We start from the raw sequence: 24500 nt of genomic DNA on the forward strand, positions 1-24500 counted from the left end.
CGCGTGGACCAAGGGATCATCGCCAGCCTGCTGCAGCACCCGCTTGCGTCGGCGCTGGTCATCGTCGACCGCACGGGCCGCCCGCTGGCGGCCAATCCGGCTGCGCGCGAGCATGGCCTGCCGGCGACCGTGGCTGCGTATGCGCCGATGCTGGAAGATCTGCGCCTGATGGCCGCCGATGGCGGCATCGTGGCCTGCACGCTGCCGGGTGGCCCGCACGGGCACTACGACGGCCACCTGCGCGCCGTGCATGATGGCGCCGGCAACCTGCTGGCCTTCACGCTGAGCATTCCCGAGCCGGTGCCGCTCGGCGGCGGTGGGCGCTGGGAGCTGGCGCTGGACAGTGCTGGCCACAGCCTCTGGGACTGGGACATTCCCAGCGACCGTGTGGTGCGCACCCCGGCACTGGGCGATGAAACCGCTACCGAGATTCTGGCCCGCGTGCACAGCGAGGACATCGCACAGGTGCGGGCTGCACTGGATGAGCATCTGCGTGGCTTGAGCGAACAGTACAGCGCACAGTTCCGTTTCCGCCAGGCCGATGGCCAGTGGCGTTGGGTGCTGGACCGCGGCCGCGTGATCGCGCGCACCGCTGATGGCCAGCCGCTGCGCATGGTCGGCACGCATACGGATATCGAGCAGCAGAAGCAGCTCGAATCGCTGCTGCAGGAGCAGCAGCTGCACCTGAGCGAGGCCCAGCGCATCGCCAGCATGGGCAGCTGGTCGTTCGACCCCAACAGTGGTCATTTCTGGTGGTCGCCGGAGCTGCGTTCGCTGCTGGCGTTGGAGCAGGGGGCCGTACCCGGCCAGCGGCGCTGGCTGAAGCAGCTGCATCCGCGCTCGCGTGGTGCGCTACGCGCAGCATGGCGGCGCTTGTGGCGCGACGGCCGGGCCGCCAACCTCGAGCTGGAGCTGACCCGCGGCAACGAACCGTCGCAGCATCTGCGGCTATGGATGCAGCCGCTGCTGGACATGGATGGCCAGCCCAAGCGCCTGCTCGGCCAGGTGCAGAACATCACCGAGCAGCACCAGACCGATGCACTGATCCGCTGGCGTACAGAACTGCTCAACCGTGTTTCCGCGCTGGGCCGCATCGGCGGCTGCGAGATCGAAGTGCAGACCCGGCACATGCAGTGGACCGAGGAGTGCTACCGCATCCATGGGCTGCGCAAGGAGCCGATCACCCTCGATCAGGCGCTGGCGCTGTACACCGAAGATTCGCGCAATGCCTTCGAGGCTGCACTGGTCCGGATTGCCGGCGGCGGGCTGCCCGAACAGCTGGACCTGTGCTTCTACCGCCAGTCTGGCCTGCGCGTGTGGGTGCAGGTACTGATCGAGCTGGATCGCCGTGACGGCCTGCCGCCTCGGTTCGTGGTCCTGTTCCGTGACATCACCCGCGAGCGCGAGGCCAACGAGCGCATCGAGCTGCTGGCGCACTACGATCTGCTCACCGGTCTGCCCAATCGTGTGCTGCTCGGCGAGCAGACCGCCGAAGCCATCGAGGAAGCGCGCGACCGCGGCACCTCGCTGGCGATGTTGTTCATCGACCTGGACGGCTTCAAGACCATCAACGACAGCTTCGGTCATGCCACCGGTGATGCGCTGCTGAAGGCCGCCGCCACCCGCCTGCACCAGAACCTTCGCAACAACGACCTGTTCGGCCGCTTCAGTGGCGACGAGTTCATCGTCGTGCTGCGCGACCTGGCCGAGCCGGAAGACGCCGGCCACGTGGCACGGAAGCTGATCGCTTCGCTGGCCGAGCCATTGCGCCGTGGCGAGACCACGTTGAAGGTCGGTGCCAGCGTCGGCATCGCGATGCTGGGCGATGCGCAGACCGATTTCGATTCACTGCTGCGTGCCGCCGACGCCGCGATGTACGCGGCCAAGGAAGCGGGGCGCAACACCTACCAGTACTACAGCCAGGACGCATTGGCCCGCATCCAGCGCAAGCTCGAGTTGGAGCATGCCCTGCACGGGGCGATCGAACGCGAAGAGTTCAGCCTGGCCTACCAGCCGCTGCTGCATGCGCACCAGGGCGAGCCACCGGCGATCGAGGCACTGCTGCGCTGGCACCGGCCCGGCATCGGCTACTGCAGCCCGGCCGAGTTCATACCGATTGCCGAGAAGTGCGGCGAGATCGTGCGCATCGGCGACTGGGTGCTGAACGAAGCCTGCCGCCAGGCCATCGCCTGGGACCGGGCCGGGCTGTGTTTCGACCGCATCGCGGTCAATGTGTCGGCGGTGCAGTTGCGTGACCGTGGCTTTGCCGAGCGGGTGATCGAGATCTGCCATGCCCACGGCTGGCCGCCGCAGCGGTTGGAGCTGGAGCTGACCGAGTCGGCGCTGATCCGTGACACCGACATCCTGCGCCATTGCTTCGACGTGCTGGAACGGCATGGCGTGCCGCTGGCGGTGGATGATTTCGGTACCGGCTTCTCCAATCTGAACTACCTCAACCGTTTCCCGGTGGGGCGCCTGAAGATCGACCGCAGTTTCGTGCAGGGCATGCTGCATGACTCGGGCACGGCCGAAGTAACCCAGGCCATCGTGCACCTGGGTCACGCGCTGGGCATGAAGGTGGTGGCCGAGGGCGTGGAAACGCACCAGGAAGAAGACATGCTGCGGCGCCAGGGCTGCGACGAGATCCAGGGCTACCTGTATTCGCGCCCGCTCAGCCCGCGCGACCTGGCGCAGTGGCTGCGGCAGCAGCATCCAGCGCCTGGGCGCACAGACGCTGCCAGCGAGGTCGTGCTGGCACGCTGAAGTTGGCGCCGGGCCTTGCCCGGCGGGATCGCCGCACGCCGACGCACCGCTCTGGTAGGTGTCGACCTTGGTCGACACGAATGCCGGTGCTCGCGATCATCCACGCATGGCGTGGATCTACTGCGATGCGGCAACCATTCGCTGCGGAAATTCGGAGCGAATTCGTGCGCGCACTGCTTCGACCACGTGTGCATAGCGTCGGCGCTGGATGAAATAGCCCATGTAGAACAGCAGCAGGGCCACCAGCATCGGCGACGCAGCCGGGCGGACCAGGATGATGGGCACCAGCATCAGTGTCAGGCCCAGCGCGAACCAGCTGCACCGCCCGACCACCCGCACCTCCCTGCGTTGCGCGTCGATCATCACCCGCCCGCGCATCAGCGGAAAGTAGCGACCGCCAAAGCTCGGCGCGAAGCTCTCGCGAAAGGCGACACTGCCGTCCGGCAGTGCGCGGAACACCAGGCGAAGCCAGGTATCGGCCGGCAGATCATGCTCCAACCCGGCCAGCGAAAGCTGCGCCAGCTCTGCCGGCGTAGCGGCGATGCGCTGATTGAACAGGACGATGCCGGTGCGGAAGAAGAACGGCGCCCACAGCACAAGCAGCAGGACTTCGATCAGCAGCAATGCGATCAGGGCGATGGCCATCGGTCTTCCATGAACAGGACCTGCGCATCATGCCATAGCGATTTCGCCACCCCAGTAGATCCACGCCATGCGTGGATGTTGCCCGAAACCAGCTACCGTCCTCGCGGGGCGGTCCAGTGAATCGAGCAGTCTCCTGGATTCAATCGTCTTCCACCAGATCGCTGAGATCCAGAATCTGTGGATCAACACTGTGCGCGACGATGCTTCGGAGCATTCCAGCCTTTGGGCGTAGGGCATAGCAATGCATCGTATGGATGGGATTGAATTCCAGCCACGGGCAGGACGAGTGCCCCACGATAACCGGCATGTTGAAGTTTATGTCCTTGGGGTCATCGAGTGGCAGAGTCCAGTTCCCGCCGTGATGCTCCCACACTACATCGCCCAGATATCGTGCAAACACAATCCTCAGGCCATCCTGTTCGTCCTCCGACTGCGTTGCAGCCATCGTCGTTTACAGCGTCTCCAGGCGATCAAGGCTCTCCAGGCTGCCGTCAAGGTCGACGCCGCGGAGCTGTGCTTGTTCGATCAGCCATTCAATCTGATCGTCCATGATGATCAGAAACTGTTCGAAGGTTTCTCGCGCTTCTTCCGGATTGAATGTCATGCGGCTGCCAGGGAGGGGGAGCGGCGAGTGTGTCCCGTGCCTGTTATCCAGGCCATGCAACAAGTCCGAAGGGATGGAGTGTGGAAGGGCGATCGCATGCACCCACGCATGGCGTGGATCTACCGTTTCATCAATGCGATGCCCGCAATGGAATAGCTGGCGATCAACAGCCCGGACGCGTACTCCGCGACGATGATCAGCCAGAAGGTCATCGGCTCGATGTCCCGCCATGCATCAATGGTGCCGGAGCGGTGATGGCTCAGATGAACATGCCCGGTGTTGATGGCAGTTGCCGGCGCCCAGGCACATAGAAAGGCCATCAGCATGAAGAGCAGGCTGCCGAACAGGAATGCGACAGGTCGATGCCGGGGTGGCCGCAAAGTGGCGTAGGCGGGGCGCCAGGTGAAGGTGACCGCGATGAACACCATCACAGCAAATCCCAGCCAGGTCATGAACGTGGTGCTCATGCGACGACACTCCGTGTCCAGCCGTAGGTGGCATGGGCGGATCATGCCATGGGTTTGGAGCGGGTGGTGGTGAAGACCATCCACGCATGGCGTGGATCTACCTCAAGGCTTCCCCATCCAACCCCAGGTCCCACGCCAGACCCAGCAGCGCGTCGTCCGTGCGGGACAGGGCAGGGCGCGCATCGGCCAGCTGCTGCAGTTCGCGGATCTCCTCGCGGGCCACCTCTTCCAGCTGCTGCAGCTGCTCACGCACGCTCGCGTTGCGCGGGCGCTCGGTGTCGGCGAGGGAGGGCAGGGCGCGGATCAGGGTCATGGTGCGTGTACAGGATGCATCCAACGGCGGGTCACAGGCAAAGGCCCCGGAAGAACCGGGGCCTTGCGGGCTGCCGGCGGCGGCAGCGGACATCAGGATCAGAACAGCTCGACGGTGCCAGCGCCCATGCTCTGCTGGGCGACCGGCTTGTGCGGCGGGCGTTCCCATTCGCTGCGCAGTTCGCGCAGGCGGTTGCCGGTGCGCTGCAGGGCGGTGGCGATCTCTTCGTCGAACACCCCGCCATTGCGGTGCAGCAGTTCCTGCAGGGCCACCGCCTCGCGGTTGATCGCGGTCAGGCGGTCCAGGTGGGTGTGCACGCCGCCCAGGGCCTGAGTGGCGATGTCTTCGAACTGCAGGGCGCGCACGGCCTCGGCCACGCTGCCATCGATCGAACGGGCGCACTCGGAGACTTCGCGCATGCCGTCGCCCAGCGAGGCATTGATCTGCGCGACGTTGTCGAGCATCGCTGCTGCTTCCTGGCGGGCTTCGCGGGAGCGGTCCATGTCACGCGAGGCCATGTGCGAGACCGTCTCGCGCACCTTGGCGATGGCGTCCTTGGAGCTGTGCGCCAGCTTGCGGATCTGCTCGTTGAAGGTGGTCGAGCGCTCGGACAGGTTGCGCACTTCGTCGGCGACCACCGCGAAGCCACGACCGGCTTCACCGGCACGTGCCGCTTCGATTGCAGCGTTCAGGGCCAGCAGGTTGGTCTGGTCAGCGATCGACTTGACGTCTTCCAGCAGCGCGAAGATGCCATCCAGGTGCTGCGCCATCTGGTCGATGTGCTGCACGGTGGTGCTGCTCTGGCCGCTCACCTGTTCCAGTGCTTCCACCAGCTGCTCCATGCGATGGCTGGCGTGCTGGGCGAAACGGGCAACGTCGAGGCCGGCATTGCCTTCATCACCGGCACGATCGACGATGCGCGACAGGGCCTGGCTCTGCTGGCGCGACTTGCGGTTCATGGCGTCGAAGCTGCCGCCCAGGCTGGACACCGCCTGGCGGATCAGGTCACGGGCGCGTTCCACTTCGCCACGCGAACCGTCGATCTCGTTGCCGACGAAGTTGCGCAGTTCGGTCAGCAGCTGGTCCTGCTCACGCAGGACACGGGCGTGTTCCGGGGAACGGTGCGCCTGGGCGCGGGTGGTCCACCACGCAAAGCCGAGCCAGCTCAGCGTCATCGTGGTCAGGATCGCCCAGCGCAGGGCGGCCGGCCATTCGAAACCGATGGCGAAGGGGAGCAGCAGGGTCAGAGCCAGGGGGGCGGCCAGACGGATGAAAATGCGTGAGTACATGGACGTTCTCGGGAGGTGCACGGAGGATGTATCGGCCGTACCCCCTTTCTCTTTAACGTCGAAATGCCTCGAAGTGCATTCTGAATGCGCCGGTTTTCCGACGCCTCGGCGGCTTCGGGGTCAGAGCCCTTTCCTTGCCGGAAAAGGATCCGACCCCATGGGGCTCAGGCCAGCTGGCGGTCCACGGCCTCGATCATCGCCTTGCGGCTGAACAGGAAGTCCCAGTAGCTGCCGCCCAGCTGCCGCCACAGCACCGCCGAGCGCACCGCGGCCAGCAGCAGGGCGCGGATCTCGGCGACCACACCGGCCTGGCCCAGGTAATGCGGGTTGCCCTGCACCATCACCCGCGGCTTCAGGTGGCTGATGGTGTCGGCGTACAGGCCACCCAGGTTGGCCAGCACGTCCGGGTGCCCACTGTCGCCCAGCTCGACGGCCTGGCGCTGGGCGCGTTCGATGCCCGAGGCGACCTTGTTCACGGTGGCGCCGTCCTGCACGAAGCGGCGCTCCAGCTGCAGCACTGACAGGGCCAGCTTGGGCAGGATCGGGTCCTGGCCCTGGCTGCGGAAGTAGTTGTGCAGCAGGCGCAGCCCAGCCTTCAATGCATGGCGGTCACCGAACACCTCCTGCGGCGAAGACGCGTCGACGCGGAACACGCTGTCCACGGCGGTGCGCACGGCGGCGGCGTCGGAATGGCCGGTATCGGCGATGCGGCGTACCTGCTGCAGGGCCTGGGCAATGCCGGCCAGGGCCAGGACGCGGTCGTCGACAGTGAAACTCATGCAGCGATTACCTCAAAAGGGGAAGGGGTGGTGCGCAGGCGCTGCTCCAGCGGCGCATCGGTGGCGGCGATCACCGCGCCACCCAGGCACACATCACCGTCATACAGCACCAGTGATTGACCTGGGGTAACGGCGCGCTGCGGGCGCGCGAAGGTGACCAGCACGCTGCCATCGTCCAGCACCTCGACCGTACACGGCTCGTCGGGCTGGCGATAGCGGGTCTGGGCGGTGCACTCGAAGCGCCGCGCCGGCGGCGCGCCGGCGATCCAGTGCGCGGTTTCCGAGCGCAGCCGGTCGGACAGCATCCACTTGCTGTCGCGGTCCTGGTCCACGTACAGCACGTTGCTGGCCACATCCTTGCCGACCACGTACCACGGCGCGGCCGGGCGGCCGCGCACGCCGCCGATGTTCAGGCCCTCGCGCTGGCCCAGGGTGAAATAGAAGACGCCTGGGTGCTCGGCGATCACACTGCCGTCGGCCGGGTCCAGGATCTGCCCGGGCTTGGCCGGCAGGTAGCGGCCGAGGAACTCGCGGAAGTCGCGCTCACCGATGAAGCAGATGCCGGTGGAGTCCTTCTTGGCGTGGGTCGGCAGGCTGACGTCACGCGCGATCCGGCGCAGGTCGGTCTTTTCCAGGTCGCCGATCGGGAACAGGGTGGCCGCCAGCTGCGCCTGGCCCAGCTGGTGCAGGAAGTAGCTCTGGTCCTTGGAGCGGTCGGCACCACGCAGCAGCAGCCACTGGTGGCCGCGCTGGGCCACGCGCGCGTAGTGGCCGGTGGCAATGCGTTCGGCGCCCAACTCGCGGGCGGCATCCAGGAAGTGCTTGAACTTCACTTCGCGGTTGCACAGCACGTCCGGGTTCGGGGTGCGGCCGGCCGCGTACTCGGCCAGGAAGTGCTCGAACACCCCCTGCCAGTACTCGCTGGAGAAATCACGGAAGTGGAACGGGATACCGAGCAGGCCGCAGACGGCCACCGCATCGCGGCGGTCGTCCTCGGCGCGGCAGTCGCCGCTGCCGTCGTCGGCCCAGTTCTGCATGAACAGACCGGCTACGGCCTCGCCCTGCTGCACCAGCCGCCAGGCGGCGACCGAGGAGTCGACGCCACCGGAGACGCCCACCATCACGCGCGGAGTGCTCATGCGACCTCCCGGACCAGCGAAAGCGGATGGCGCTGGCCACCCAGGAAATCAGCTACCACCTGCCAGACCAGCGGGCTGCGCAGGCGCTCCGTGGCGGCCTGCAGCTCGGCCGGGGTCAGCCACAGCGCGCGATCGATGCCGGTGTCCAGCGGCTGCGCCGGGTCGTGCGAGACCGGACGCGCCGCATAGCAGAAGCGCAGGAAGGTGGTGCCGTCGCCGGCCGTCCACTGGTAGCAGCCGATGAAGTGGGTCAGCTGCACCGTCCAGCCGGTTTCCTCGCGGGTCTCGCGCAGGGCTGCCTCGGCCAGGCTTTCGCCCGGCTCGAGGTGGCCGGCCGGCTGGTTCAGCACCTGGCGGCCGTCGATGGTCTCCTCGACCAGCAGCACGCGGCCACCGTCGACCACCACGGTGGCGACAGTGGCGTGCGGTGCCCAGCGCGGGTCCGGCGTGGTGTTCAACTCAGAACTCGTCCTTCTTGGTCAGTTCCAGCTCCATGGCGTCGGCGGTGCGGATGGCCGCATCGATGGCGTCGCTGAGCTGGTCGGCCGTGGCATCGGCGTCGATCTTGACCACGAACATGGCGGTGGTGTCCTGCTTCACCCAGCCGCCCATCTTGGCGTCCTGCGAATCTTCCAGCAGGCGGTTGGCTACGGCCACCGGGAACTGCTTGGTCTTGGCGCTGTAGGCCGGCGACCAGATCTCGCGGATGTTGTGGGTGCCGAAATCTTCCACCGACGAGCGCACGTAGACCATCTGGGTGCGGTCACCCTCGACGTCGAACACCATGCGGTAGTCGCCGTCCTCGTCGACCTCGTAGGTATAGCCCAGCTTGTCCAGGTGGCGGGCCACGGCCTTGTCGGCCTGGGTTTCGGCGGCGGCGGAGCCGGCGGCGGCCAGGGCGATCAGCAGGGCGGGGAGAAGGGTCCTTTTCATGAAGATCCTGTGAAACAGTGTTGAGAGAGGATGCAATTGTGACGGTGGGCGTGCGTGCCGTCCAATCTGCGGCAGGCCGACGCAGGCTGGCCCGTGCCTCTATAATGGGCAGATGCCCCATGAGTCTTCCCCCGATTCCCATCACGAGCACGGCGTTGCCGTGGAGCCCGCGCGCCCGGAAGTGGCGCCGCCGCCGTTCTACCAGGTGATGCTGCTCAACGACGACTACACCCCGATGGATTTCGTGGTGGACGTGCTGCAGCAGTTCTTCAGCATGGACCTGGACAAGGCCACGCAGGTGATGCTGCACGTCCATACCCGTGGCCGCGGCGTGTGCGGGGTGTTCACCCGCGAAGTGGCCGAGACCAAGGTCGCCCAGGTCAACGAGTACTCGCGGATGAACCAGCACCCGCTGCTGTGCACGATGGAAAAGGCCTGACCGGCTGCCGGTTTTCGTCCGGGCACATCGACTCCGGACCCGGTGTGCCCACCAAGGTGGGCATCTACCAGAGCGCGGGATCAGCCCTCCGCCAACGCCGCCAGCGCCATTCTCGCCACCGCCTCGTCGACTTCGGCGGGGTCGCCATCATCCCGGAACCACACCGCTGACAGCCCCGCGCTGGCTGCGATCCAGCGTAGCAGGCGCGTGCGTTCCAGGCCCGCCAGCGCGCCGACCTGTTCCAGCCGGGTGGCAAACCGCTCGGGTCGGGTGGCCACATGGATGCCGGGGCCGCACAGGTCCGGATTGCTGAACATCGTCGTGTAATCGAACGCGCGGTCGCCCAGCAGCCGCTTCGGGTCGATCGCCAACCAGCCGCGCGCGCCGAAATCCAGCACGTTGTCGTGGTGCAGGTCGCCGTGCAGCGGCCGGATCTCCTGTTCCTGCTGCAGCAGTCCCTCCGCCAGTGATCTGCACTGTTCCAGTAGTGGCGGCAGCGCAGCCCTTGGCTGCAGCAGGTCGGCGAACCATGTTCGCAGGCAGACCAGTTCCGCTGGCGGTGCGCTCCGTGGCCGGTGCAGCCGTTGCAGGACCTGGCACAGGACCGTGGTGCAGGTGTCATCGTCGCCTTCGATCGAACGTTGCCGCAGCGAGTCGCCGCCGGCACGTTCGATCAGGATCGCCGGCCCCTCGTGGGCCAGCAGGCGGGCGGCGCCGTCACCGTCCCACCAGCGCAGCAGGCGATGGCTGTTCTGCTCTTCGGTTTCGCTGCTGACCTTCAGCATCGCCGGTTCGCCGGCGGCGGTCAGCACCGGCCAGAGCTGGGCATGGGGCGTTTCGATGGCTGCGCCATCACGCCGCAATCGCCAGCGGCTCAGGTAGGGTTCGCTCATGCCGGGTGGGCTGTCCTGGGGTGAATGAAGATCAAGCGATTCGCACTGCTAACGCCATCTGAACGCAGCAATCCGCTAGGGTGATGGAAATCGCGTAGTCAGGCCGCATATTGTCCCCATCTGCCGCCGGAGTAATCCATGTTCAGCAAAGACCTCGAACACACCATTGGCCAGTGCTACAAGCGCGCCCGTGAGGCCCGGCATGAGTTCATGACGGTCGAACACCTGCTGTTGGCACTGCTCGACAACCCGTCCGCCCAGGCCGTACTGAAGGCCTGTGGCGCCGACGCCGAACGCCTGCGCCAGGAGTTGGAGCAGGCCATCGAGGCCTCCGTGTCCCGCCTGGCCGAAGATGACGGCCGCGATACCCAGCCGACCCTGGGCTTCCAGCGCGTGTTGCAGCGGGCCGTTTACCACGTGCAGTCCTCGGGCAAGAAGGAGGTCACCGGCGCCAATGTGCTGGTCGCCATCTTCGGCGAGAAGGACTCGCACGCCGTCTACTACCTCAACCAGCAGGATGTCACCCGGCTGGATGTGGTCAATTACCTGTCCCACGGCATCGCCAAGCTGGGCGAGGAAGGCGAGCAGCCGTCGTCCTCCTCCGAGGGCGAAGGCCGCATCGAAGGCGGGGAGGGCGAGCCGAAGGGTGATGCCCTGACCGAGTTCGCCAGCAACCTCAACGAACAGGCCCGGGCCGGTCGCATCGACCCGTTGGTTGGTCGAGCCGACGAGATCGAGCGCACCATCCAGGTCCTGTGCCGCCGCCGCAAGAACAACCCGCTGTACGTGGGTGAGGCGGGCGTAGGCAAGACCGCCATCGCCGAGGGCCTGGCCCGCCGCATCGTCGAGGGCTCGGTGCCCGACGTTCTGGCCGATGCTGTGATCTATTCGCTCGACCTGGGCGCGCTGGTGGCCGGCACCAAGTACCGCGGCGACTTCGAGAAGCGCCTGAAGAGCGTGCTGACCGCGCTGAAGAAGGTGCCCAATGCGGTGCTGTTCATCGATGAGATCCACACCATCATCGGTGCTGGCTCGGCGTCGGGCGGCACCATGGATGCCTCCAACCTGATCAAGCCGGCGCTGGCGTCCGGAGAGCTGCGCTGCATCGGCTCGACCACCTTCCAGGAGTACCGTGGCATCTTCGAGAAGGACCGGGCGCTGGCCCGCCGCTTCCAGAAGATCGACATCGTCGAGCCGACCGTCGGCGAGACCTACGAGATCCTGCAGGGCCTGAAGTCCAAGTACGAGCTGCACCACGGTGTGACCTATTCCGACGAGGCGCTGCAGGCTGCGGTGGACCTGTCGGTGAAGCACATCGGCGACCGCCTGCTGCCGGACAAGGCCATCGACGTGATCGACGAGGCGGGCGCCCGCCAGCGCCTGCTGCCGGAAGGCCAGCGCAAGGAACTGATCGACGTCGAGGAAGTGGAGGCGATCGTCGCCAAGATGGCGCGTATCCCGACCAAGCAGGTCAGCGCCACCGACAAGGATGTGCTGCAGCACCTGGAGCGCAACCTGAAGATGGTGATCTTCGGCCAGGACCCGGCCATCGAGACGCTGTCCTCGGCGATCAAGCTGGCCCGTTCGGGCCTGGGCAACCCGGAAAAGCCGATCGGCAACTTCCTGTTCGCCGGTCCGACCGGTGTCGGCAAGACCGAGGTGACCAAGCAGCTGGCGCTGCAGCTGGGCATCGAACTGGTCCGCTTCGACATGTCCGAGTACATGGAGCCGCATTCGATCAGCCGCCTGATCGGTGCGCCTCCGGGCTACGTCGGCTTTGACCAGGGCGGCCTGTTGACCGAGAAGATCGTCAAGACGCCGCACTGCGTGCTGCTGCTGGATGAGATCGAAAAGGCGCATCCGGACATCTTCAACATCCTGTTGCAGGTGATGGACCGCGGTGTGCTGACCGATACCAACGGTCGTGAAGCCAACTTCAAGAACGTCGTGCTGGTGATGACCACCAATGCCGGTGCGGCGCAGGCCTCGCGGCGTTCGATCGGCTTCACCAAGCAGGACCATGCCACCGACGCGATGGAGACCATCCGCCGCAGCTTCACCCCGGAATTCCGCAACCGCCTCGACGCGGTGGTGCAGTTCCAGGCGCTGGGCTTCGAGCACATCCTGCGCGTGGTCGACAAGTTCCTGATCGAGCTGGAGATGCTGCTGCAGGACAAGCACGTCAGCCTGTCGGCCACCCCGACCGCGCGCGACTGGCTGGCCCACCATGGTTTCGACCCGCTGATGGGTGCCCGCCCGATGGCCCGCGTGATCCAGGACAAGATCAAGCGTCCGCTGGCCGACGAGCTGCTGTTCGGCAAGCTGGTCAACGGTGGCAAGGTCAGCATCGATGTCCGCGATGACGAGCTGGTGGTCGAGACCCAGGCCGAGCCGGAGCGGCTGCTGCCGGTCACGGTGGAATGAGCTGATGCCATAGGTTTGGCGTGAAAGACTGGAAATGACAAGGGCGGCTTCGGCCGCCCTTGTCATTTCCAGTGGGACTGTCGTCCGCGGCCTTGCTTGAACGGAACGGAGGTGCCAATGCTGTCTTCTGGTCGCGATAGGGTGTTGCCCTGTTTGTATCGCGAAACGATACAGGATACAGTGATGATCATCGGTTTTCGCCACAGGGGCCTCGAGCGGCTCTACTTACCTTCCGTTTCGCCGGCAGCGACGTGGAGCTGCTGGATTACCTGGACTATCACTGAGGCCGCGCATGATTCATCACCATCCGCATCCCGGGCAGGCGATCAAGGCAATGGTCTTTGATCCAATGGATCTGTCTGTGACCGAAGCGGCCGAGCGCCTGGCAATGTCGCGGGTAGCCCTTTCGCGGGTTCTGAACGGCAAGGCGGGCATCAGTCCTGACCTGGCCATCCGCCTTGAGATGGCGGGGGTGAGTACTGCGGTTTTCTGGATGGGGCTGCAATCCAGCTACGATCTCTGGTTGGCACGGCAGCGCGCGCAACCGAGAGTGTTGTCGCTGGTTGCCGCGACGCGTTGACGTATATCGCGACAAGGACGGCTTCGGCCGCCCTTGTCCTGTCTGGGGTCAGCGGCTGCGGCGGCGCGCCTCACGCTTGAATCGCTCGGCATCGATCGGCTCGATGCGTGCAACCTCGCAGCTGCCGCGACCTGTGTCCAGTGCGCTTCGGCCCTCGCTGCACAGCTCGTCAGCTTCTTTGCCGTCGGTCTTGAAGCCGAGGCGGGTGGCCAGTACGGCAGAAGGGCAGCTGTTGCGGAAATGCACAACATAGTGGTCTTCGCCGGAGCGAAGCAGGATGTTCTTGTCGGCGCCGGCGCGAACGATCTGCTGTTCGCCGGTCAGTGATACGCACTGTGCCGGCGCGGTGTCGGCGGCATGGGCGGACGACGCCAGCAGGGTGACGGCAGACAAAGCCAGGGGGATGAGAAGGGAAGACAGGTTCATGGCGGGGCAGGGGGCGGCGATCCGGACTGGATCGGATCCCAAGATGCCGCCGCCGCTGCAAATGCGAATCTGCCGCAAGCAGGGCTGACCGACGCCACGGTGAGATCGGTCACGATGACCTTTGGCGCATCAGGCCGCGATTGAGCGGAATCCCTGCTGGCGCCCCTGGTCGCCGCCATCCTCGATGACGAATGCGACTGCCTCATGTGGAATATGCAGGCGCTGCTTAAGTGTGCCTCCCGCATGTGCGATCTCGCGCTGCACTGCCAGGTACAGCGGGTGCGAGGCGTCCATGCTGGTGCAGACCAGACAGGGCTGGCCGAACCAGGTGCCGTCCGGGCCCTTGCTGGCGTAGCAGCGGCTGGTGACGGACTGGGGGTCCAGGACGATCAGGTAGGTCATGCGCGCAACGCCTTCTGTGAAGAACGCGTTGAGTCTAGAGTGCCGGCGCGAGGCTGGATTTCAGACAAGGACGAAAATCGAGCGGTCCCGGTGCCGGTCGCTTTCTTCCGCGCACGACAAAGGGCCAGCAGTGAGGCCGGCCCTGTCGGAGTGGCGCAATGCGCCGACCGCTTACTTCATGCGGTAGGTGATACGACCCTTGGTCAGGTCGTACGGGGTCATTTCAACCTTGACCCGGTCACCGGTGAGGATGCGGATGTAGTTCTTGCGCATGCGGCCGGAGATGTGGGCGATGATTTCGTGCCCATTTTCCAGACGAACGCGGAAAGTGGTGTTCGGCAGCGTCTCGCTGACGGTGCCCTCGAACTCGATGGAATCGTCTTTCGACATGTAGTCCTGTGCGGTTCAGAAAACGGCCACGCTGGGCCTAAGGCGCGGTATTTTACGCGTGATGGGCCCGGCTTGCAAAGTTTGTGTTAACCCCCGGCCAAACGCTGTGCTGGCAAGCGTCCTACCGCCTGGGTCCAGGGGCCTTCACGGCCGTCACGGTGGACGGCCTGGCGGACGTGTTCCAGGAAGTCCGCCCGCGGCAGGTGCTCGGCGCCCATCCGCAGCAGGTGCGGATTCTCCACCTGGGCATCGATCAGTTCCCAGCCCCAGCCACGCAGGGTGGCTGCCAACGCGGCCAGGGCGATCTTGGAGCCGCCACTGGCGCCACTGAACATGCTCTCGCCGAAGAACATGGCACCGATCGCGACGCCATAGATGCCGCCGACCAGTGTCTGCCGGTCCCAGACTTCGAAGGAATGGGCGAAGCCAAGGTCGTGCAGCTGGCTGTAAGCCTCGACCATCGCCGGGCTGATCCACGTACCGTCCTGGCCGGGCCGAGGTGCCGCGGCGCAGGCGCGCATCACACGACTGAAGGCGGTGTCGGCGGTGACCTCCCACGTGCTGCTGCGCAGCTGGCGGCGGAAGCGGCTGGACAGGTGCACGCCATCGGTGCGGAACATCATGCGCGGGTCCGGCGACCACCACAGGATTGGCTCACCCTCGCTGAACCACGGAAAGATACCGCCGGCGTAGGCATTGAGCAGACGCACCGGATGCAGGTCGCCGCCCACCGCCAGCAGGCCATCGGGCTGGCGCAGTGCGGTCTCGGCCGGAGGGAAGGGGGCGTCCGGCGCATCGGCCAGGCGCCAGGGCAGCTGGCGGGTCATGGGGCCATTGTATTCGTCGTGGTGATTCGTGATGTCTGGCACCATCACTGTTCACCGGCAAGGAGCCTCCGAATGAGTGACTCGATCAGCGCCATCCTCGACCTGCATGACGCCCCGCGCACGCGCAACGACAGCCAAGGCATGCTGCTGTCACTGGCCACTGAACAGCCGCGTCAACTGGGAGAGTTGATGCTGCAGGCGCTGGCGCGGCCTTCGCCGGGCTCGGCCTTCCTCGACATGGCATTGGACCTGCTGCCGGATGACGCGGTGCCCGCGGTCGCGGCCGACGCGTGGCGCCGCTATCGCGCGGGCGAGCGCGGTGACGTGTTGACGAGCGTGATGGAGTTCGCCAGCTATCAGGCGCCACAGCTGCTGCAGGACGACTGGGAGGCATTGCTGGCGATCACCAGTGAGGATGAGCTGCAGCTGGCTTCGCAGGTATGGCGGGGCCTGCCTTCTACCACTGCCGCACAGTGGGCGCAGATCCTGGCTGAAGCCGATGACGATCGCGAAATGGCGCGGGCCAGGGCGCTGCTGCTCGCCGCCCAGCCCGAGACCTACGCCATTGCTCGCGGCTACCTGGTCGACTGGGGGCGCTTGGATGCCGAGGTCTGGGCGCATTGGGCCGGCGTGGCCAATGGGTCGCAGCCGCGTCGCCTGCATGGCGAGCGGCCATTGCACTTCCGCTTCGGCCGCGAACAGCATCGCGCGCAGCAGGCGGACGAGCCGAGCTGGCGCAGGCGCATCTGGCGCCTGCACCCGACCTGGAATGGTGGGCAGGTGCATCACGCCGGGCACATGGGAGGGCCGCTGGAAGCGCTGTGTAGCAGCTGCCATGCGCCGCTTCAGCGCCTGCTGCAGACCGATGCCGCCGCCCTGCAGCCGGGCGCGCCGGGCGAGATCACGCTGGGGCTGTGCCTGGACTGCTGCGGCTGGGAAGACCCGCCCGTGCGTTTCTATCGCCACGATGCGGCCGGCCTGCCCAGCTGCCACCCCAGCCAGCACCGTGAGGTACCGAACACACCCACCGACAGTGGCGACCTGATGCAGGCCGAGGTGGGTCTGGTCGCCATGGACAGTGCGCGCTGGCAACAACAGGACTGGGGCCAGTCCAATCATCGGCAGAACCTGTCGAGCGTGGGCGGCGCGCCGAGCTGGGTGCAGAGTGCCTGGTACCCGGCGTGCATCGATTGCGGCGAAGAGATGCCGTTCGTGATGCAGCTGGATTCGACACTGCCGACCACGGGTGAGGGCACGCTGCTGTGGGGCAGCGGCGGCATGCTCTATACGTTCTGGTGTGCAAAGTGCCGGGTGAGCGGGCACTTCTGGCAGTGCACCTGAGCACAGCGCCCTCGACATCGCCCTGGTAGGTGCCAACCTTGGTTGGCACGCCTCATTGCCCTGGTAGGTGCCAACCTTGGTTGGCACGTTTTTCGGTGCCGCGCCAATCGAGCAAGCTCGACTCTACGGCTCTACGCGGAACGGCCCATGCCCCTGCAATGCCTGCTGGTAACGACGCACATCGCGCCGCTCCTGCCGGCACCAGTCCAGCAGCGCTTCTGCGAATTCCGTATCGGCCACCCAGTGCCTGCTGCGCACCAGCGTCGGCAGGAAGCCGCGTGCCAGCTTGTGCTCGCCCTGTGCGCCCGGCTCGAAGCGGGTCAGCCCTTCGCGCAGGCAGTATTCGATGCCCTGGTAGTAGCAGGCCTCGAAGTGCAGGCCGGGCAGCGTGGCGCCGCCCCAGTAGCGGCCGTACAGCGTGTCTCCACCGCGCAGGCATAGCGCGCCGGCAATCGGCTCGCCGTCCTGTTCGGCCAGGAACAGCACCAGCCCCTGACCCAAGGAAATGGCCAGATGACGCAGGAAGGTCTCGGTCAGCGCCGGGGCATTGCCGTACTCGAGGAACGTCTGCAGGTAGAAGCGGTACATCGCCTGCAGGTCGGCGCGGCTGGCTTCGTCGCCGTGCACCACGCGGAAGGCGATGCCCTGGCGAACGACCTTGGCGCGTTCCTGGCGGATGTTCTTGCGGTGCTTGTGGTCCATCGCGCCGAGGAACTGCTCGAACGTGGCCCAGTCGCCCGGGTTCTGCCACTGGAACTGCACATCCTCGCGCAGCAGCCAGTCATCGGCGAACAGCGCCTCGTCGCCGGCGGTATGGAAGTTGATGTGGGCCGACGACACGCCCAGTGCCGGCAATGCGTCACGCAACGCCGACAGCAATGCGGCGCGCTCTGAATCATGACGGGCCAGCAGGCGCGGGCCGGTGACCGGGGAGTACGGCACCGCGCCCAGCCATTTCGGGTAGTAGTCGCGGCCGTGGCGGGCATAGGCGTTGGCCCAGGCGTGGTCGAACACGAACTCGCCGTGCGAGTTGGTCTTCAGGTAGCCCGGAATGGCGCCGACCAGCGTGTTGCCCTCCCACAATGTGAAGTGCCGGGGCTGCCAGCCCCAGTCCTCGCGCAGGCAGCCATGCTGTTCCAGGCCCGAGAGGAAGGCGTGGCTGACGAAGGGGTTGCGGCCGTCGTGCAGGGCGTCCCAGTCGGTGGCGGCAATGGACTGCGGGGAGTCGAGGAAGCGGGGGTAAGGCATGGGCGAAGGATAGGGCAGATGAAACAGAAAGGCCGACGCGTTGGCGTCGGCCTTTTGCCTGGGTCGAGCATGGCTCGACGCTGCACGGTGCGGTCAGCGACTCAGCTGGCCTTGCCCTGTGCGTCCAGGTAGCGCTCGGCGTCCAGTGCGGCCATGCAGCCGAAACCGGCCGAGGTGATCGCCTGGCGGTAATGCTGGTCGGCCACGTCGCCGGCGGCGAACACGCCTTCCACCGAGGTCTGGGTGGCGTTGCCGCCCAGGCCCGAGCGGATTTCCAGGTAGCCGTTGTTCATCGCCAGCTGGCCGTCGAACAGGGTGGTGTTCGGGTGGTGGCCGATGGCCACGAAGAAGCCGTGGGCGTCGATGTCGCGGGTGCTGCCGTCCAGGGTGGACTTCACGCGCACGCCGGTCACGCCGGCATCATTGCCCAGCACTTCTTCCACCTGGTGGTGCCAGACGGTCTCGATCTTGCCTTCGGCCACCTTCTTGAACAGCTTGTCCTGCATGATCTTTTCCGCCTTCAGCGTGTCGCGGCGGTGGACCAGGTAGACCTTGCGGGCGATGTTGGACAGGTACAGCGCCTCTTCCACGGCGGTGTTGCCGCCGCCGACCACGACCACGTCCTGGTCGCGGTAGAAGAAGCCGTCACAGGTGGCGCAGGCAGACACGCCGCGGCCCTTGAACTCGTCCTCGGTCGGGATGCCCAGGTACTTGGCGGTGGCGCCGGTGGCGATGATCAGGGCATCGCAGGTGTACTCGTGGCTGTCGCCGATCAGCTTGAACGGGCGCTGCGACACATCGGCGGTGTGGATGTGGTCGAAGATGACCTCGGTCTCGAAGCGCTCGGCATGGGCCTGCATGCGCGCCATCAGGTCCGGGCCCATCAGGCCGTGGGCGTCGCCCGGCCAGTTGTCCACCTCGGTGGTGGTCATCAGCTGGCCGCCCTGCTGCAGGCCGGTGATGACGACCGGCTTCAGGTTGGCGCGGGCAGCGTAGACGGCGGCGGTCCAACCGGCCGGGCCGGAACCGAGGATGACGAGGCGCTGGTGGCGGGAGGGCGGGCTGGTGCTCATGTAGACTCGCGAAAAGGTAGATGGGACAAGGCGCTGGCGATGTTTGCGCAGCATCCGTGGCTGGTCATAGAGTGGCGGCTGGGGCAGGGCGATTCAAGCCGATGAACAGAACGCCGTCATCCAGCAGCAGTTCCGGCCCTCTGATTGCCCTGTCAGATGCCGCATAACTGAAAACTGACGCCGTCTCATTTATTATCAATCACTAACAGCGCATTCCAAAGGTATGGTCTAAGGTGGCGAAGCAGGTCCCCGAACGCTCCAAGTCCGACGACAGCAAGGCGTCACGTCGCACGGCCGCGGCGGCGACGACCGACAATCCACGCCGCCAACGCCTCTGGCGCGATCTGGGCCTGATCGCCATCGCGCCGGCGCTGCTGTATCTGGCGGCCAGTCTGTTCACCTATTCAGCGACCGACCCGGGCTGGTCGCACACCGGCAGCGTGGTTGCGCCGGTGCACAACCTCGGCGGCCGCGCCGGGGCCTGGATCGCCGACGTGCTGCTGCAGCTGTTCGGCTACATCGCCTTCCTGCTGCCGGTGGTGCTGGGCGCGCTGGCGTGGATCGCCATGTTCGGCCTCAAGCGCGAGAGCAAGGGCGAGAACGATCTGGACCCGGCGCTGCGCCTGGTTGGCCTGGTCGGTTTCCTGATCGCCGGCACCGGCTTCCTGCATGTGCGCCTGTTCAGTGGCGACGTCTCCAGTGCCGGCGGCATCCTCGGCAAGCTGGTCGGCAATTCGCTCACGGTGGGCTTCGGTGCGCTGGGCGCGAACCTGTTCGTGCTGGTGCTGCTCTTGGCCTCGATCACCCTGGCCACCGGGCTGTCCTGGTTCACGGTGATGGAGAGGATCGGTCGCGGCGTGATGTCGCTGGCGCCGTTGCTGGCGCGCAAGAAGGAAGAAGTCACCGAGTGGCAGCAGACTCGGGTGATGCGCGAGGAACGCCAGGAAGTGCGCAAGGCTGATGCCGAGGTGCGCGCCAAGCGCGAGCCGGTGAAGATCGAGCCGCGCCCGGAACCAGTGATCGAGAAGAGTGACCGGGCCAAGCGCGACACGCAGATCCCGATGTTCCGTGGCGTCAACGGGGATGGCTCGGACCTGCCGCCGCTCGCGCTGCTGGACGACCCCAAGCCGCAGCCGGTGGGCTACGACAAGGAAACCCTGGACGCGCTGTCGCGGCAGATCGAGTTCAAACTGAAGGACTTCCGCATCGATGCCCAGGTGGTCGGTGCCAACCCCGGCCCGGTCATCACCCGTTTCGAGATCGAGCCGGCGCCGGGCATCAAGGTCAGCCAGATCAGTTCGCTGGACAAGGACATCGCGCGCGGCCTGTCGGTGAAGTCGGTGCGCGTGGTCGACGTCATTCCGGGCAAATCGGTGATCGGCCTGGAAATTCCCAACGTCACCCGCGAGATGATCTACCTCTCCGAGCTGCTGCGTTCGAAGGAATACGACAAGTCGACCAGCGTGCTGACCCTGGCGCTGGGCAAGGACATCGCCGGCCGCTCGACCGTGGCCGACCTGGCACGCATGCCGCACCTGCTGGTGGCCGGTACCACCGGTTCGGGCAAGTCGGTGGCGGTCAACGCGATGGTGCTGAGCCTGCTGTTCAAGGCCTCGCCGAAAGACCTGCGGATGCTGATGATCGACCCGAAGATGCTCGAACTGAGCGTCTACCAGGGGATCCCGCACCTGCTGGCACCTGTGGTCACCGACATGAAGGAGGCCGCCAACGGCCTGCGCTGGTGCGTGGCCGAGATGGAGCGCCGCTACAAGCTGATGAGCGCAGTGGGCGTGCGCAACCTGGCCGGCTTCAACAAGAAGGTGAAGGAAGCCCAGGACGCCGGCCAGCCGCTGATGGACCCGCTGTTCAAGCCGAACCCGGAAATGGGCGAGGCGCCGCGCCCGCTGGAAACCCTGCCGTTCATCGTCATCTTCATCGACGAATTCGCCGACATGATGATGATCGTCGGCAAGAAGGTGGAAGAGCTGATCGCGCGCCTGGCGCAGAAGGCGCGTGCGGCCGGCATCCACCTGATCCTGGCCACGCAGCGCCCGTCGGTGGACGTGATCACCGGCCTGATCAAGGCCAACATCCCGACCCGTATCGCCTTCCAGGTCAGCTCCAAGATCGACTCGCGCACCATCCTCGACCAGTCCGGCGCGGAAACACTGCTGGGCCACGGCGACATGCTGTACCTGCCGCCGGGCACCGCGCTGCCCGAGCGCGTGCATGGTGCGTTCGTGTCCGACGATGAAGTGCATCGCGTGGTCGAGCACCTCAAGGCGATGGGCCCTGCCGACTATGTCGACGGCGTGCTGGACGAAGTGCAGACGATGGGCGACGGCGTGGTCGTCGGCGCCACCGGCCTGCCCGAGAACAGTTCGTCCGGCGACGAGTCCGACCCGTTGTATGACGAAGCGCTGCGGGTGGTAACCGAGACCCGCCGTGCATCGATTTCCGGCGTGCAGCGCCGGCTGAAGATCGGCTACAACCGTGCAGCGCGACTGATCGAGGCCATGGAAGCGGCCGGCGTGGTCAGCCCGCCCGAGCACAACGGCGACCGCACGGTGCTGGCACCGCCGCCGCCGAAGTAAGACCCGACGTATCCCCCACGACGTCCAAGGAACCGACGCATGCTTCACCCCGTACCAAGCGCGCTGGCACTGGCGCTGGCAGCCTTCCTGGCTGCCGGCCCGGCACTGGCAGACACCGCCACCTCCGCGCCCGCCACGGCGCCGCCTTCCACCAGCGGCGATACCGAAGCCAGCAATAATTTCAGCATTGTCCGTTACCGCGCCGACTACCAGGTGCGGCCGGATGCAGGCAATGTGCAGACCGAAACCTACGAAGTCCTGCTCAAGACCAAGGCCTCGGTCGAGCAGTTCAGCCAGGTGCGGCTGAGCTACAGCGAGAAGATGGAGACGCTGGAAGTACTCGGCGCCTACACCATCACCGCCGACGGCCAGCGCCGCGACGTGCCGGCCGACCGCATCTACACCCAGGAAAGCTACTCCAGCGCCTCGGCGGCGATGTATGCCGACCGCAAGGTGCGGGTGATCGTGTTCCCGAACCTGGCCCCGGGCACCCGTCTGTACTACCAGGTGCGCCGCACCCAGGCCACGCCGTACTTCCCGGGCTATTTCGGCCTGTGGGAGACCTTCAATGTGTTCACCGAGTACGAGGACGCCGAGGTCACCCTGAGTGCGCCGGCCAACCTGCCGATGTTTGTCGACAGCCGCGGCGTGCAGGGCAGTGATCGCCCGACGGTGAAGAACGGCCAGGCACAGTGGCGCTGGCGCTACCAGCGTCGCGAAGCCATGCCGGCGCAGAACTGGTCGGCGGCGGGCTGGGAGTTCGGCCCGAACATCATGGCCAGCACCTATCGTGACTGGTCGCAGATGGGTCGTGCATACCAGCTCAAGGCCGGCCCGGCCGCGCAGGTCACGCCGGAACTGCAGGCGCTCGCCGATGAGATCACCGCTGGCATCAGCGACCGTCGCGACCAGGCCGACGCGTTGTACCGCTGGGTGGCGCAGAACATCCGCTATGTGGCGGTGTACCTGGGCAATGGTGGCCTGGAGCCGAACAGTGCGCAGAGCATCCTCGACAACCACTATGGTGACTGCAAGGACCATGTGACGATCCTGGAGGCGCTGCTGGCGGCCAAAGGCATCGCCAGCTCGCCAGTGCTGATCGGTGCCGGCGGTGGCCCGACGCTGCCGAAGATTCCGGTGCTGGGCCGCTTCAACCACGCCATCACCTACATCCCCGAATTCGATCTGTACCTGGATTCGACCACCGCCTGGGCGCGCTTCGGGCAGTTGCCGGAAGGTGACCTCGGTGCGCCGGTGATGCGTACACGCGACGCTACGCTGGCGCGCACCCCGGCCAACACGCCGGAGCGTAACGCCACCTCGATGGAAGTACGTTTCACCTTCGACGCCAACGGCAACCTGCGTGGAGAGACCATTCCGAAGCTGGGCGAGAACGCCGAGATCGGCATGCGCGCCCAGTTCTCCCAGCTCAACGCGCAGAACCGTGCGCGCGCTGAAGAGCAGATCATGGCCGCGTCCGGTTTCGATGGGCGAGGGCAGCTGCAGATCCAGGGCGTGCCGGTGGACCTGACCCGGCCGTTTGGCTACCGCATGGCGTTCCAGGCCGAGGACTACGCCGACTTCGGCGTGGCCGGAGGCATGGCCGTGCCGGACCCGCCGGGTGGCGAATCGGTGCGTGGCCTGTACGCCACCGCCTCGGCGCCGGCCAACGAGACGCCGTTCTACTGCAATGCCAGCCTGCGCGAGGAAACCTATCGCCTGCAGTTCCCGGCCAATGCGCCGATCATCGCCATCCCGGCCAGTCAGCGTTTTGCCAATGCCGCCGGCGAGTACCGGGTGGACTGGAGTCGCGAGGGCCAGGACGTGATCGTCCATCACCGGTTGCAGCAGAATGCGGTGCGTGGACCAGAGGCGCTGTGCCAGCCGCACGACTATCCGGCGTTCCGCGCGCTGTACCGCGAAGTGCGGCGCGGCTTCCGCGGGCAGGTGCTGTACGGCAAGCTGCCGGGTTCCGGCGGCTGAATCGCCGATGGACGTTCGGGGCGGCATAATGTCGCCCTGATCGCCCATTCATCTTTCCCCGGGCACACTGGCAACCACCTTTCCTGGCGCCCGCGCCCACAGGATTCCCGCATGAACTTCCGCTTCCGCCGTTTCCTTGCCACCACCACCCTGGCCGTGGCCTGCGCCGCCGCCGGCAGCGCCTGGGCTGGCGCCCGCGATGACCTGAAGACCTTCACCAGCGGCCTGAAGGGCCTGGATGGGCAGTTCAGCCAGCAGGTGTTCGACAGCCGTGGCAAGGTGAAGGAATCAACCAGTGGTCGCGTGGCCCTGTCGGCGCCGCGCCTGTTCCGTTGGGAATACGTGCGCCCGCACGAGCAGTTGATCGTGGCTGACGGCAGGAAGGTCTGGATGTATGAGCCGGACCTGGAGCAGGCCACCGTGCGCGAGCAGGGCAAGGAAGAGCAGAACAGCCCGCTGACCGCGCTGATCAACCCGGCGCTGCTGGAGCAGCAGTACGACGTCAGCGAAGAGGCCGCGCAGCGCGACGGCCTGCAGTGGCTGTCGCTGTCGCCGAAGCGCGAGACCGAAGCCAGCTTCCAGTACGCCGCGCTGGGCTTCAACGCCCAGGGCCTGGCCAGGATGGAAATCACCGATGCGGTTGGCCAGCGTACCGTGATCAGCTTCAGTGGCTGGAAGCGCAACCCGGGCTTCGCCGCCGGCACCTTCAGCTTCACCCCGCCGAAGGGCACCGACGTCATCGGCAACTGATCTCTGGGCGGAAACGCCTTGGTGGGTGTCAACCTTGGTTGACACGCTTCTGATCTGCCGGCCAGCGGCCGGCACTACCGATTCCTGTTGCCTGGCGCTGGTGGGTGCCAACCTTGGTTGGCACGCTCTCGCGGTACAATGAGCGTGTGGCAAGACATCGTTCAACTTCCTTCCCTGGCCCCGATCTGCTGAGCGTCG

25 protein-coding genes are annotated in these 24500 nt (G+C 66.2%); 8 read left to right on the forward strand and 17 right to left on the reverse strand.

Annotated features, from left to right (window positions below; genetic code table 11):
• Positions 1-3: 3 nt before the first annotated feature.
• Entirely contained in the window at positions 4-2763 is a 2760-nt protein-coding gene (locus ACZK33_RS11445; protein ID WP_423174086.1) for a bifunctional diguanylate cyclase/phosphodiesterase, read from the forward strand.
• Positions 2764-2880: 117 nt separating this feature from the next.
• Here ACZK33_RS11445 and ACZK33_RS11450 read toward each other — a convergent pair whose 3' ends face one another.
• The 10 genes from ACZK33_RS11450 to ACZK33_RS11495 all read right to left on the reverse strand — a co-directional run bounded on the left by ACZK33_RS11450 (position 2881) and on the right by ACZK33_RS11495 (position 8932).
• A complete protein-coding gene (locus tag ACZK33_RS11450) occupies positions 2881-3408 on the reverse strand; it encodes a hypothetical protein (protein WP_182267772.1) in 528 nt (175 codons plus the stop codon).
• 139 nt (positions 3409-3547) lie between these two features.
• Positions 3548-3853 carry a hypothetical protein gene (locus tag ACZK33_RS11455; RefSeq protein WP_423174087.1) on the reverse strand — a complete coding sequence of 102 codons (306 nt, stop codon included), beginning with the start codon at positions 3851-3853 and terminating at the stop codon, positions 3548-3550.
• 6 nt (positions 3854-3859) lie between these two features.
• A complete protein-coding gene (locus tag ACZK33_RS11460) occupies positions 3860-4012 on the reverse strand; it encodes a hypothetical protein (RefSeq protein WP_423174088.1) in 153 nt (50 codons plus the stop codon).
• 119 nt (positions 4013-4131) lie between these two features.
• On the reverse strand, positions 4132-4479 hold the full coding sequence (locus ACZK33_RS11465; RefSeq protein ID WP_423174089.1) for a hypothetical protein: 348 nt from the start codon (positions 4477-4479) through the stop codon (positions 4132-4134).
• A gap of 97 nt (positions 4480-4576) precedes the next feature.
• Positions 4577-4792, reverse strand: a complete 216-nt coding sequence (locus ACZK33_RS11470) for a hypothetical protein (protein ID WP_049399379.1) — start codon at positions 4790-4792, stop codon at positions 4577-4579.
• 98 nt (positions 4793-4890) lie between these two features.
• Entirely contained in the window at positions 4891-6081 is a 1191-nt protein-coding gene (locus tag ACZK33_RS11475; RefSeq protein WP_049421939.1) for a methyl-accepting chemotaxis protein, read from the reverse strand.
• Positions 6082-6245: 164 nt separating this feature from the next.
• Positions 6246-6860, reverse strand: coding sequence for a high frequency lysogenization protein HflD (gene hflD / locus ACZK33_RS11480; protein WP_032127363.1), 615 nt, complete (start codon positions 6858-6860; stop codon positions 6246-6248).
• Entirely contained in the window at positions 6857-7999 is a 1143-nt protein-coding gene (gene mnmA / locus ACZK33_RS11485) for a tRNA 2-thiouridine(34) synthase MnmA (RefSeq protein WP_107431878.1), read from the reverse strand. Before mnmA ends, hflD begins: the two co-directional genes overlap by 4 nt.
• Entirely contained in the window at positions 7996-8457 is a 462-nt protein-coding gene (locus tag ACZK33_RS11490) for an NUDIX hydrolase (protein ID WP_071227431.1), read from the reverse strand. Before ACZK33_RS11490 ends, mnmA begins: the two co-directional genes overlap by 4 nt.
• Position 8458: 1 nt before the next feature.
• Positions 8459-8932, reverse strand: coding sequence for a hypothetical protein (locus tag ACZK33_RS11495; protein WP_088025914.1), 474 nt, complete (start codon positions 8930-8932; stop codon positions 8459-8461).
• A 112-nt stretch (positions 8933-9044) separates the two neighbouring features.
• Between ACZK33_RS11495 and clpS the strand changes: the two genes are divergently transcribed.
• Positions 9045-9371 (forward strand): ATP-dependent Clp protease adapter ClpS, encoded by a 327-nt coding sequence (clpS, locus tag ACZK33_RS11500; RefSeq protein ID WP_006444529.1) that lies wholly within the window; start codon positions 9045-9047, stop codon positions 9369-9371.
• A gap of 80 nt (positions 9372-9451) precedes the next feature.
• Here clpS and ACZK33_RS11505 read toward each other — a convergent pair whose 3' ends face one another.
• Positions 9452-10264, reverse strand: coding sequence for an APH(6) family putative aminoglycoside O-phosphotransferase (locus ACZK33_RS11505; protein WP_423174090.1), 813 nt, complete (start codon positions 10262-10264; stop codon positions 9452-9454).
• A gap of 138 nt (positions 10265-10402) precedes the next feature.
• On the opposite strand from ACZK33_RS11505, the gene clpA reads away from it, so the two are divergent.
• Together clpA and ACZK33_RS11515 are read left to right on the forward strand one after the other, a co-directional pair.
• Positions 10403-12688, forward strand: a complete 2286-nt coding sequence (gene clpA, locus ACZK33_RS11510) for an ATP-dependent Clp protease ATP-binding subunit ClpA (RefSeq protein WP_049421950.1) — start codon at positions 10403-10405, stop codon at positions 12686-12688.
• 292 nt (positions 12689-12980) lie between these two features.
• Positions 12981-13268 (forward strand): HigA family addiction module antitoxin, encoded by a 288-nt coding sequence (locus ACZK33_RS11515; protein ID WP_032127356.1) that lies wholly within the window; start codon positions 12981-12983, stop codon positions 13266-13268.
• A gap of 48 nt (positions 13269-13316) precedes the next feature.
• Here the strand turns inward: ACZK33_RS11515 and ACZK33_RS11520 are convergent, their stop codons facing one another.
• The 4 genes from ACZK33_RS11520 to aat all read right to left on the reverse strand — a co-directional run bounded on the left by ACZK33_RS11520 (position 13317) and on the right by aat (position 15313).
• Positions 13317-13694 carry a hypothetical protein gene (locus ACZK33_RS11520; protein WP_032127355.1) on the reverse strand — a complete coding sequence of 126 codons (378 nt, stop codon included), beginning with the start codon at positions 13692-13694 and terminating at the stop codon, positions 13317-13319.
• A gap of 129 nt (positions 13695-13823) precedes the next feature.
• Complete coding sequence (locus ACZK33_RS11525; RefSeq protein WP_032127354.1) at positions 13824-14096, reverse strand: hypothetical protein; 273 nt, start codon at positions 14094-14096, stop codon at positions 13824-13826.
• A gap of 171 nt (positions 14097-14267) precedes the next feature.
• A complete protein-coding gene (gene infA, locus ACZK33_RS11530) occupies positions 14268-14486 on the reverse strand; it encodes a translation initiation factor IF-1 (RefSeq protein ID WP_005409596.1) in 219 nt (72 codons plus the stop codon).
• An 86-nt stretch (positions 14487-14572) separates the two neighbouring features.
• Entirely contained in the window at positions 14573-15313 is a 741-nt protein-coding gene (aat, locus tag ACZK33_RS11535; RefSeq protein ID WP_313215816.1) for a leucyl/phenylalanyl-tRNA--protein transferase, read from the reverse strand.
• Positions 15314-15385: 72 nt separating this feature from the next.
• On the opposite strand from aat, the gene ACZK33_RS11540 reads away from it, so the two are divergent.
• Entirely contained in the window at positions 15386-16654 is a 1269-nt protein-coding gene (locus ACZK33_RS11540; protein WP_313215814.1) for a hypothetical protein, read from the forward strand.
• A 123-nt stretch (positions 16655-16777) separates the two neighbouring features.
• Here the strand turns inward: ACZK33_RS11540 and ACZK33_RS11545 are convergent, their stop codons facing one another.
• Both ACZK33_RS11545 and trxB read right to left on the reverse strand, forming a co-directional pair.
• Positions 16778-17902: a GNAT family N-acetyltransferase gene (locus ACZK33_RS11545; protein WP_423174091.1), complete on the reverse strand. Its 1125-nt coding sequence runs from the start codon at positions 17900-17902 to the stop codon at positions 16778-16780.
• Positions 17903-18003: 101 nt separating this feature from the next.
• Positions 18004-18975: a thioredoxin-disulfide reductase gene (trxB, locus tag ACZK33_RS11550; RefSeq protein ID WP_423174092.1), complete on the reverse strand. Its 972-nt coding sequence runs from the start codon at positions 18973-18975 to the stop codon at positions 18004-18006.
• A 233-nt stretch (positions 18976-19208) separates the two neighbouring features.
• Here trxB and ACZK33_RS11555 point away from each other — a divergent pair, with 233 nt between their 5' ends.
• From ACZK33_RS11555 to lolA, 3 genes are all read left to right on the forward strand, one after another.
• Positions 19209-21569, forward strand: a complete 2361-nt coding sequence (locus ACZK33_RS11555) for a DNA translocase FtsK (protein ID WP_423174093.1) — start codon at positions 19209-19211, stop codon at positions 21567-21569.
• A gap of 39 nt (positions 21570-21608) precedes the next feature.
• A complete protein-coding gene (locus ACZK33_RS11560) occupies positions 21609-23552 on the forward strand; it encodes a DUF3857 domain-containing protein (protein ID WP_423174094.1) in 1944 nt (647 codons plus the stop codon).
• 111 nt (positions 23553-23663) lie between these two features.
• Entirely contained in the window at positions 23664-24302 is a 639-nt protein-coding gene (gene lolA / locus ACZK33_RS11565) for an outer membrane lipoprotein periplasmic chaperone LolA (RefSeq protein ID WP_108269874.1), read from the forward strand.
• Positions 24303-24500 lie beyond the last annotated feature (198 nt).

The sequence above is a fragment of the Stenotrophomonas sp. 86156_Sma genome (assembly GCF_056481625.1).

Excerpts from the sequence above, each read along its gene's own strand:
- aat (WP_313215816.1), bottom strand. The coding sequence starts at position 15,313 with ATGACCCGCCAGCTGCCCTGGCGCCTGGCCGATGCGCCGGACGCCCCC.
- ACZK33_RS11515 (WP_032127356.1), top strand. The coding sequence starts at position 12,981 with ATGATTCATCACCATCCGCATCCCGGGCAGGCGATCAAGGCAATGGTC.
- lolA (WP_108269874.1), top strand. The coding sequence starts at position 23,664 with ATGAACTTCCGCTTCCGCCGTTTCCTTGCCACCACCACCCTGGCCGTG.
- ACZK33_RS11560 (WP_423174094.1), top strand. The coding sequence starts at position 21,609 with ATGCTTCACCCCGTACCAAGCGCGCTGGCACTGGCGCTGGCAGCCTTC.
- ACZK33_RS11495 (WP_088025914.1), bottom strand. The coding sequence starts at position 8,932 with ATGAAAAGGACCCTTCTCCCCGCCCTGCTGATCGCCCTGGCCGCCGCC.
- clpS (WP_006444529.1), top strand. The coding sequence starts at position 9,045 with ATGCCCCATGAGTCTTCCCCCGATTCCCATCACGAGCACGGCGTTGCC.
- ACZK33_RS11505 (WP_423174090.1), bottom strand. The coding sequence starts at position 10,264 with ATGAGCGAACCCTACCTGAGCCGCTGGCGATTGCGGCGTGATGGCGCA.
- clpA (WP_049421950.1), top strand. The coding sequence starts at position 10,403 with ATGTTCAGCAAAGACCTCGAACACACCATTGGCCAGTGCTACAAGCGC.
- trxB (WP_423174092.1), bottom strand. The coding sequence starts at position 18,975 with ATGAGCACCAGCCCGCCCTCCCGCCACCAGCGCCTCGTCATCCTCGGT.
- ACZK33_RS11545 (WP_423174091.1), bottom strand. The coding sequence starts at position 17,902 with ATGCCTTACCCCCGCTTCCTCGACTCCCCGCAGTCCATTGCCGCCACC.
- ACZK33_RS11520 (WP_032127355.1), bottom strand. The coding sequence starts at position 13,694 with ATGAACCTGTCTTCCCTTCTCATCCCCCTGGCTTTGTCTGCCGTCACC.
- hflD (WP_032127363.1), bottom strand. The coding sequence starts at position 6,860 with ATGAGTTTCACTGTCGACGACCGCGTCCTGGCCCTGGCCGGCATTGCC.
- infA (WP_005409596.1), bottom strand. The coding sequence starts at position 14,486 with ATGTCGAAAGACGATTCCATCGAGTTCGAGGGCACCGTCAGCGAGACG.
- ACZK33_RS11455 (WP_423174087.1), bottom strand. The coding sequence starts at position 3,853 with ATGGCTGCAACGCAGTCGGAGGACGAACAGGATGGCCTGAGGATTGTG.
- ACZK33_RS11475 (WP_049421939.1), bottom strand. The coding sequence starts at position 6,081 with ATGTACTCACGCATTTTCATCCGTCTGGCCGCCCCCCTGGCTCTGACC.
- ACZK33_RS11525 (WP_032127354.1), bottom strand. The coding sequence starts at position 14,096 with ATGACCTACCTGATCGTCCTGGACCCCCAGTCCGTCACCAGCCGCTGC.
- ACZK33_RS11450 (WP_182267772.1), bottom strand. The coding sequence starts at position 3,408 with ATGGCCATCGCCCTGATCGCATTGCTGCTGATCGAAGTCCTGCTGCTT.
- ACZK33_RS11460 (WP_423174088.1), bottom strand. The coding sequence starts at position 4,012 with ATGACATTCAATCCGGAAGAAGCGCGAGAAACCTTCGAACAGTTTCTG.
- ACZK33_RS11540 (WP_313215814.1), top strand. The coding sequence starts at position 15,386 with ATGAGTGACTCGATCAGCGCCATCCTCGACCTGCATGACGCCCCGCGC.
- ACZK33_RS11465 (WP_423174089.1), bottom strand. The coding sequence starts at position 4,479 with ATGAGCACCACGTTCATGACCTGGCTGGGATTTGCTGTGATGGTGTTC.
- mnmA (WP_107431878.1), bottom strand. The coding sequence starts at position 7,999 with ATGAGCACTCCGCGCGTGATGGTGGGCGTCTCCGGTGGCGTCGACTCC.
- ACZK33_RS11470 (WP_049399379.1), bottom strand. The coding sequence starts at position 4,792 with ATGACCCTGATCCGCGCCCTGCCCTCCCTCGCCGACACCGAGCGCCCG.